This window comes from Haloarcula japonica DSM 6131, from assembly GCF_000336635.1.
Taxonomy (GTDB): domain Archaea; phylum Halobacteriota; class Halobacteria; order Halobacteriales; family Haloarculaceae; genus Haloarcula; species Haloarcula japonica.
Genome location: NZ_AOLY01000036.1, coordinates 65,961 through 72,897, shown reverse-complemented (window position 1 = coordinate 72,897; position 6,937 = coordinate 65,961). Strand labels below are relative to the sequence as shown.

General features: G+C 64.7%; 6 protein-coding genes and 1 pseudogene (1 of these 7 running past the window's edge). 4 read left to right on the top strand and 3 right to left on the bottom strand.

Annotated features, from left to right (window positions below):
* The 4 genes from C444_RS11295 to C444_RS11280 all read left to right on the top strand — a co-directional run.
* A partial coding sequence (locus tag C444_RS11295) for a PAS domain S-box protein (RefSeq protein ID WP_049909436.1) occupies positions 1–710 on the top strand: 710 nt, incomplete at its 5' end.
* Positions 711–840: 130 nt separating this feature from the next.
* On the top strand, positions 841–1,776 hold the full coding sequence (locus tag C444_RS11290) for a rhomboid family intramembrane serine protease (RefSeq protein WP_004592959.1): 936 nt from the start codon (positions 841–843) through the stop codon (positions 1,774–1,776).
* Positions 1,777–1,778: 2 nt separating this feature from the next.
* Positions 1,779–2,588 carry an endonuclease V gene (locus C444_RS11285; protein ID WP_004592958.1) on the top strand — a complete coding sequence of 270 codons (810 nt, stop codon included), beginning with the start codon at positions 1,779–1,781 and terminating at the stop codon, positions 2,586–2,588.
* Positions 2,589–2,643: 55 nt separating this feature from the next.
* Positions 2,644–3,468, top strand: coding sequence for an SDR family oxidoreductase (locus C444_RS11280; protein WP_004592957.1), 825 nt, complete (start codon positions 2,644–2,646; stop codon positions 3,466–3,468).
* Between the two features lie 18 nt (positions 3,469–3,486).
* Here the strand turns inward: C444_RS11280 and C444_RS11275 are convergent, their stop codons facing one another.
* The 3 genes and pseudogenes from C444_RS11275 to C444_RS11270 all read right to left on the bottom strand — a co-directional run.
* Positions 3,487–4,575 carry an ArsA family ATPase gene (locus C444_RS11275; RefSeq protein ID WP_004592956.1) on the bottom strand — a complete coding sequence of 363 codons (1,089 nt, stop codon included), beginning with the start codon at positions 4,573–4,575 and terminating at the stop codon, positions 3,487–3,489.
* A gap of 51 nt (positions 4,576–4,626) precedes the next feature.
* Entirely contained in the window at positions 4,627–4,788 is a 162-nt protein-coding gene (locus C444_RS23255) for a DUF7563 family protein (protein WP_004516852.1), read from the bottom strand.
* Between the two features lie 75 nt (positions 4,789–4,863).
* Positions 4,864–6,937 (bottom strand): annotated as a pseudogene (locus C444_RS11270) (ATP-dependent DNA helicase) (it continues 337 nt past the right edge of the window).

The following is a 6,937-nucleotide window of genomic DNA, read 5'->3' as shown; positions in this document are numbered from 1 at the left end:
AGGTGTACCTCGAACGCATCAACGACGACTTCGACGTCGTGACGAAGACCAGCGCCGTCGCCGCGCTTGACTTCCTCCGGACCGAGCAGGTCGACTGTATCGTCAGCGACTACGACATGCCAAACACTGACGGGCTGGAGTTTCTGGAACTCGTCCGCGAGCAGTACCAGGACATCCCGTTCATTCTGTTCACTGGCAAGGGCAGCGAGGAGATCGCGAGCGAGGCAATCGCGACGGGCGTGACGGATTATATGCAGAAGGGCGGTCGGTCAGACATATACGATGTTCTCGCCAACCGAATCGAGAATGCCGTCGAGCAACATCGCACCGAGAAGCGGTTCTGGAACGCCCTCTCGTGGTATCAACGACTCGTCGAACAGGAGCTCGCGGGCGTCTGTATCATTCAGGACGGGACGTTCGTCTACGTGAACCAGAAGCTGGCGGACATATTCGGCTATGACCAGAGTGCACTCATCGACGAATCTCCGACTCTCCTCACGGCGGAGGGCGACGGCGACAGACTTCCCGAGTCACTCCGAGTAGCGGACCCAGACGAGCTCGAAACGTTCCATTCGGAGTTTGAGGGCCGACAGGCTGACGGCGAAACGCGGACCATCGAGGTGTCCGGCGGGTCTATTGAGTACGACGGCGAGCCGGCGTGGATCGGTGTGCTTCGGGATGCCGAAAGCAACCCCGACGTTGGCGAGTGAGTCGCTGTTCAGCTGCTGTGTGCCGCCTTTTGATTCTACTAGCCAGACATCGCAGTATCATAGCGGTCTGCCAGTGGCTGGCCCACTGTAAGCACAATCCCTTTCCACCGCCCACTCCTACCGTAGTACAATGTCGGAGTGCGATGCCTGTGGAAAGCAGGAGAACATGCCGTACCAGTGTGGGCACTGTGGGGGAACCTACTGTGCGGAACACAGACTGCCCGAGGCCCACGATTGCCCCGGCCTTGACAACTGGAGCGATCCGGGTGGCGTGTTCGACAGCGGGTTCGACGAGAGTGTAGATACTGGCCAGACCTCCGGCGGCGGCGTCGTTGACCGGTTCGGTATCGACACCGGGCCCGGCGGGCCGCTGGCGTACTTCCGTGGGAACGTCACGTACCTGTTCCTGGCGATTATGGGCATCGTCTTTGTTTTACAACACGTCGTAACGCTCGCGTTTGGCGAGCAGGTCCACCAGGCGCTGTTCGTCCTCCACCCAAACAACCCTGAGTACGTCTGGACCTGGTTTACGTCAATATTCTCTCATGCACGATGGGGCCTGTTCCATATCTTCGGGAACGGGATTATTATCTACTTCTTCGGCCGGATCGTCGAGCAGCAAATCGGATCGAAGAAGTTCGCGATCTTCTTCCTCGTATCCGGCGCGCTGGCGGGCCTCGGTCAGGTCGGTCTCCAGATGTTCCTGAGCGGCCCCGCTTACGGCGTCATCGGGGCCAGCGGCGCTGCACTGGCTATCATGGCATTCCTGACCGTGTTGAAACCGGACCTTCGCGTCTACCTGTACTTCCTGATCCCGGTGCCAATCTGGGCCATCACTGGCTTCTACTTCCTGCTGAGTATCGCTGGGACGTTTAGCATTGGAGGGACCGGCCTGCTCGGCGGCAACATCGCCCACCTCGCCCACCTCATCGGCCTCGTCATCGGGCTCTGGTACGGCCAGAGAATCAAGGGGCAGACCCGGATGCCTGGCCAGATACAGTTCGGCGGTGGCGGCGGCCCAGGCGGCCCCGGTGGACCGGGCGGTCCCGGCCGGCGTCGTCCGTGACGATGCACCCGATTCACCCTGATTTCGTCCCCGACCCGTCGCTCTCACAGGCTGAGATGGAGGAGTTGCAACGCGACATCGCCGAGGTTGCGCGCTTCGAAGACGACCTGGGATTTTCTCCCCAAGGTATCGCCCGCCCCGGAGACGCACCGGGCGTCGATCAGACGACACTGAGCACCAGCGACGACGACCCTACGGACCCGCCGCTCGTCGCTGGCGTCGATCAGGCGTTCGTCGACGACAAGGCTGTCTCGGCTGTTGTCGTGCTACAGAACGGCGAGGTCGTCGAGCGAGTCAGTGCCGTGAAACGCACCGAGATTCCGTACATTCCCGGCCTGCTGTCGTTCCGCGAGGGCGGCGCAATCTTGGCCGCGTTTGCGGAGCTAGAGACTGACCCCGACGTGGTACTCGTCGACGGTAGTGGCCGCATCCACTTCCGGGAAGCCGGGCTGGCGACACACATCGGCGTCACGCTGGACGTGCCGGCCGTCGGCGTTGCCAAGAGCCTCCTCTGTGGCACGCCGGAGCGGTCCCTCGACGAGACGTACCCTGAGGGAACGCGGATTCCGATTGCAGCCGACGACAGCGTCGAGACCTGCCCCGACGGGACGGTCATCGGCCATGCACTCCAGACGCGCCAGTACGACTCGCCGAACCGGTATATCAATCCGCTTATCGTCAGCCCCGGCCATCGCGTCAGCGCAAGTACTGCAGCGGACATCGTCGAAGCCACTGCAGACGGCTACAAGCTCCCCGAGCCGACTCGGCTGGCCGACAGCTACGCCGACGAGGCGAAGGCAACCGTCGAGTAGCTCGTTCGGATAACCGACAGTATAACTTCCCGGGGTGTGTTCTCCCGGCCAACACATGGCGAAGACGGTGCTGATTACGGGTGCGTCCTCGGGTATCGGACGAGCGAGTGCCGAGGCGTTCCTGGCTGACGACTGGACTGTCTGGGCGACCGCCCGCGAGGAATCGGACATCGAAGACCTCGAAGAAATGGGCTGTGAAACCGCCGAAATCGACGTGACGAACCCGCGAGAATGCGAGCGGGTCGTCGAGGCGCTCATCGACGCCGAGGGCCGCCTCGACTGCCTGGTGAACAACGCCGGCTACCCGCAGTTCGGCGCAGTCGAGGACGTATCGACGGCGGACCTGCACGAGCAGTTCGACGTGAATCTCTACGGCCCGCACCGACTCATCCGTGAGGCGCTCCCGCATATGCGTGCCCGGGAGAACGGGACTATCGTCAATGTCTCCAGCGTCGCGGGCCGTATCGCGTTCCCGAATCAGGGCGGCTACGCCGCCTCGAAGTTCGCGCTGGAGGGGCTCAGCGACGCGCTACGGATGGAAGTCGAGGAGTTCGGTATCGACGTGGTGCTCGTCGAACCCGGGCCGGTCGAGACAAACTTCGACGACCGGGCCGATGAGGAGCTCGACAGTCTCGACAAGACCGGCGCGTACGACTGGCTGTATCAGGCCCAGGAGGATTCGAGCCTCGTCGGCATTCAGGATGCACTCTCTGTCACGGCCGGGACGGTTGCACTGACCATCCGTGACGCCGCCAACGCCAGCGACCCCGCACCACGGTATCCTGTCGGACAGGGCGCACAGCTACTTTTGATGCTCGATTACCTGCCGGCGCGGTGGCGCGACGCAGCGTTCGGTGTCATCCGGAAGCTGACGAGCTAGTCACCGCCCCCGCCCAGGTCAGTCCAGACAGGCCGCTACAACTGACAGCAGCCGCTCGCCGCGTACTTCTTCGGCAAACAGCGGCACGCGGCGCACGTCGTGGCCACGGAACATGTCCTGCGACCGGGCCAGCGCGTCCTGTTGGACCTGCCAGCGTCGTGCACAGAATTCACAGTCGGCGTGGTTTGGGCCGGCGATGTCCACGTCCTCACCGAGCACCTCGCTCGGGTCTTGCATCACCCGATTGACGACAACGGTGCTGACAGGGATGTTGAACTCGTCGAGTTGGGCCAGCAAGCGCTCGGACTCGACCACAGACAATTCCTCGGGGACCATCACGATGCGGAAATCCGTCTTCTGTGGGTCCTGCAGGATCGACCGCAGATGTTCGATCCGGTCGGACAGTTCCTGCAGGTCCTCGATACCGGCCTCGGCGTCGACGTCCTGGTCGTCGCCGAACATGCCGGTGAGGTTGTCCATCATCCCTGAGAAGCGCTCGCGGAGTTGCAGAATCTTCCCGACCATCGAATCCATCGTCTCGGGGAGTTCCAGCAGACGGAGCGTGTGGCCGGTCGGCGCGGTGTCAATGACGACGCGGTCAAAGCGGTCGTCATCGACGTAATCCAGCAGGAGGCGGAGCGCCGCGGCCTCATCGGCACCGGGCATCGACCCGCCAAGGAGGCCCTCTTCGCCGCCGATTGGGTCCTCGGCCTCACCTGCGCCTGCTGCGCCGCCTGCACCCCCGCCGAACATCCCGTCGCCGCCGAGTAGTTCGCCCACGCCACCCAGTGCGTCCTCCTCGACACCGAGCGGCCCCTCGCCGACGGCGGCCTCCGGGTCGATCTCCGCGGCGTACAGCGGGATATCCTCGCGGATGCGGGTGGGCGTTGCCGGAATATCCGCCTCCAGTGTGTCCGACAGGGAGTGGGCAGGGTCTGTAGAGACGACGAGCGTCGCCGTGTCGTCTCGCGCGGAGGCAAGCGCCGTGGCCGCAGCACACGTCGTCTTGCCGACGCCGCCCTTCCCGCCGTAGAGGACGTACTCCGCCGCGTCGATTCCCGCGGGTGCGTCGATGTCGTCGACCGCCTCGACGTCGAGTTCGCTCATGCCAGAAGCTACACTCGTCCGGACTTGAGTACTTCCCGAAAAGGAGTTGTCCTACTGTCTCGAGGAACGCGCTTCGCGGACGTCCGCGCCATCCCGGAGTTTGTCCTCACAGTTCGGACAGACCCGGGGGCCATGGCCTTCGACGGCTTCTGGTGTAAAAACCCGTACGTACTGCTCGGTTACGAATTCACCGCAGTTCTGACACTCGGGCATCTATAGGTACACTCGTTCCACGGTGTAAATGCTTTCCGCTGGCGACGAAATCTTCCGGTTAATCAACGGGCGGCGCTACTGATGGTCGGCCCAGAACGAATCCAGTTGGCTCGCGAGGAAATCGGGCGTCATCCGGGTGAACTCCTCGCGCTCGCCGGCGGGCAGGTACGGATACACTGAATGGCGTGCGTCCGGTGTGTACCGGCGGCCGACTAGCGCCCGCACGCCGACCTCGTCAACGCCGCGGATGACGCGGCCGATGGCCTGGCGCGCGCGCCGCACGGCCGGAACTGTCAGGGCGTACTCGAAGGCGTTGTCCTCGCCGAAGGCGTCACCGTAGGCCCGCTGGACGCCCCGGACGCGGGGCGATCCGATATTCACAAGCGGGATGCCGACGACAGCGCAGGTCGACAGCTTCTCGCCGTCGTAGTCGACCCCCTCCGTCAGCGTCCCGCGCGTCGACGTGACCATGACTTTCCCGTCGCCGCTGAAGAACTCGCGTTTCAGCCGTTCGGTCTCCTCGTTGCTCGATGACTCGTCCACGAGGACCGGTTTCTCGACGGCTTCCTGCAAGTACGCGCCCGCCCAGCGGGCCTCCCGGTAGTTCGGCATCGCTACCATGACGTTGCCCGGCGAGCGGGCCAGCGCACGCAGCGCCTGGGCGTACTCGTCGCGCGTCGGGTTCCAGTTGTCACCCAGCGGCCGCATCGTCTCGGGGTCGCCGCGGTTCCGCGCGGTAAAGGGCTTCGCGTCGACGAGATACGACGCCCGGTTCTCGGGCGGGAACGGCAGGTCGTAGGTCGTCGTACGGACCGGTCGCCCGTCGCCGGACTGTTCGTCTGGAGCCGTCGACCCTGTTTCGGCCATCGAGTCCAGTCCCGACACGCGGCTGAACACGTCCAATGGCTCAAGGGTCGCGCTCATCAGGATACCGCCGCCGAGGTCGTCGAAGACGTTCCGCAGTGCCGTCGCGGGCATACAGTTGTAACACAGCAAGCCCGGCGTATAGACGGCCTGATAATCGGCATCGAGGCTCTGTCCGTGGTTCGGCGAGTGCTCCAGTTCGATCTCTCGGAGGAAGGTGGCGTGGTCGCGCTCCCACCACTGCCCGGCCAGCACGCCGACGGCGGCACACACCGGCTGGCGGGTCAGCCCGAGCTGGTCGATGGCGTCCTCGACGGCCGTCCCGACCTTTGACAGCGACCGCCAGAGCGAGCCGTCGTACCCCTTCCGCTCGGCCCACTCGGTCAGTTCGTCCTGTTCGACGGTATCGGGGTCCCGGAGTGGGATCTCTCTATCGTGTTCCGGCAAGGTCGACGGGTCCGCGCGCCAGCCCTCGTGTTCGGCGTCGAGGAAGGACTCGATACGGTCGTCAAGCCACCGAACGAGGTCGTCGTAGAACTTCCGGGCCTGGTCGACCGCGTCCAGCGGAACTTCTCGGGCGGACAGCACCTCGCGGACCTGCGCCTTGTGGTCGGCGCTCTGCTGGGCGCGCTGGATGAGCGTCGTACAGTCGTTGCGCGCCTGCACGATGCTCTGGCGGCCCAGGCGGTCCGACAGGAGGTCCCGCACGCGCTCTTCGAGTCGGTGGGCCTCGTCGACGATGACGAGCGTCTGGTTGTCGAGCACGTCCGCCAGCAGTGGACGAGAGCCGGGGTCGAACAGGTGGTTGTAGTTCCCGACGATGACATCGGCTTCGTTCAGCATCACGCTCATCACCCGGTGGGGACAGGTCCCGCGTTCCGTCGCCGCCGGGAGGTAGTCGTCCATCGTCACCACGTGGCCCTCTCCGGCCGAGAAGTCGACGGGCGAGCCCTTGTTGCGGGCGTACCAGTCCGCCTCGAACGGACAGTACAGCGGCGGGTCCGACCCTTCAGCCATCGACTCCGGCGCGGTGGGCTGATTCCGCCGGTACGGCGAGGCCGCGCCGGCTGTCTGGAGCGTGTCGTCGCCAAGGGTCGATTGCTCGGCCGCGTCAGGGCGCGCGGCCGCGGCGAGGTCCTGTCCTTTCCGCGGGTCCCACCACTGGTCGTCGTCGGCCTCACCGGCGATTGCGGCGTCCGCGACGGCCGCGCCGTCCGAGCGCCCGTCGTCCTCGACTAACCGCGCTGTCGCCTCCCTGTCTCTTATACACATCTCTGATGGCGCG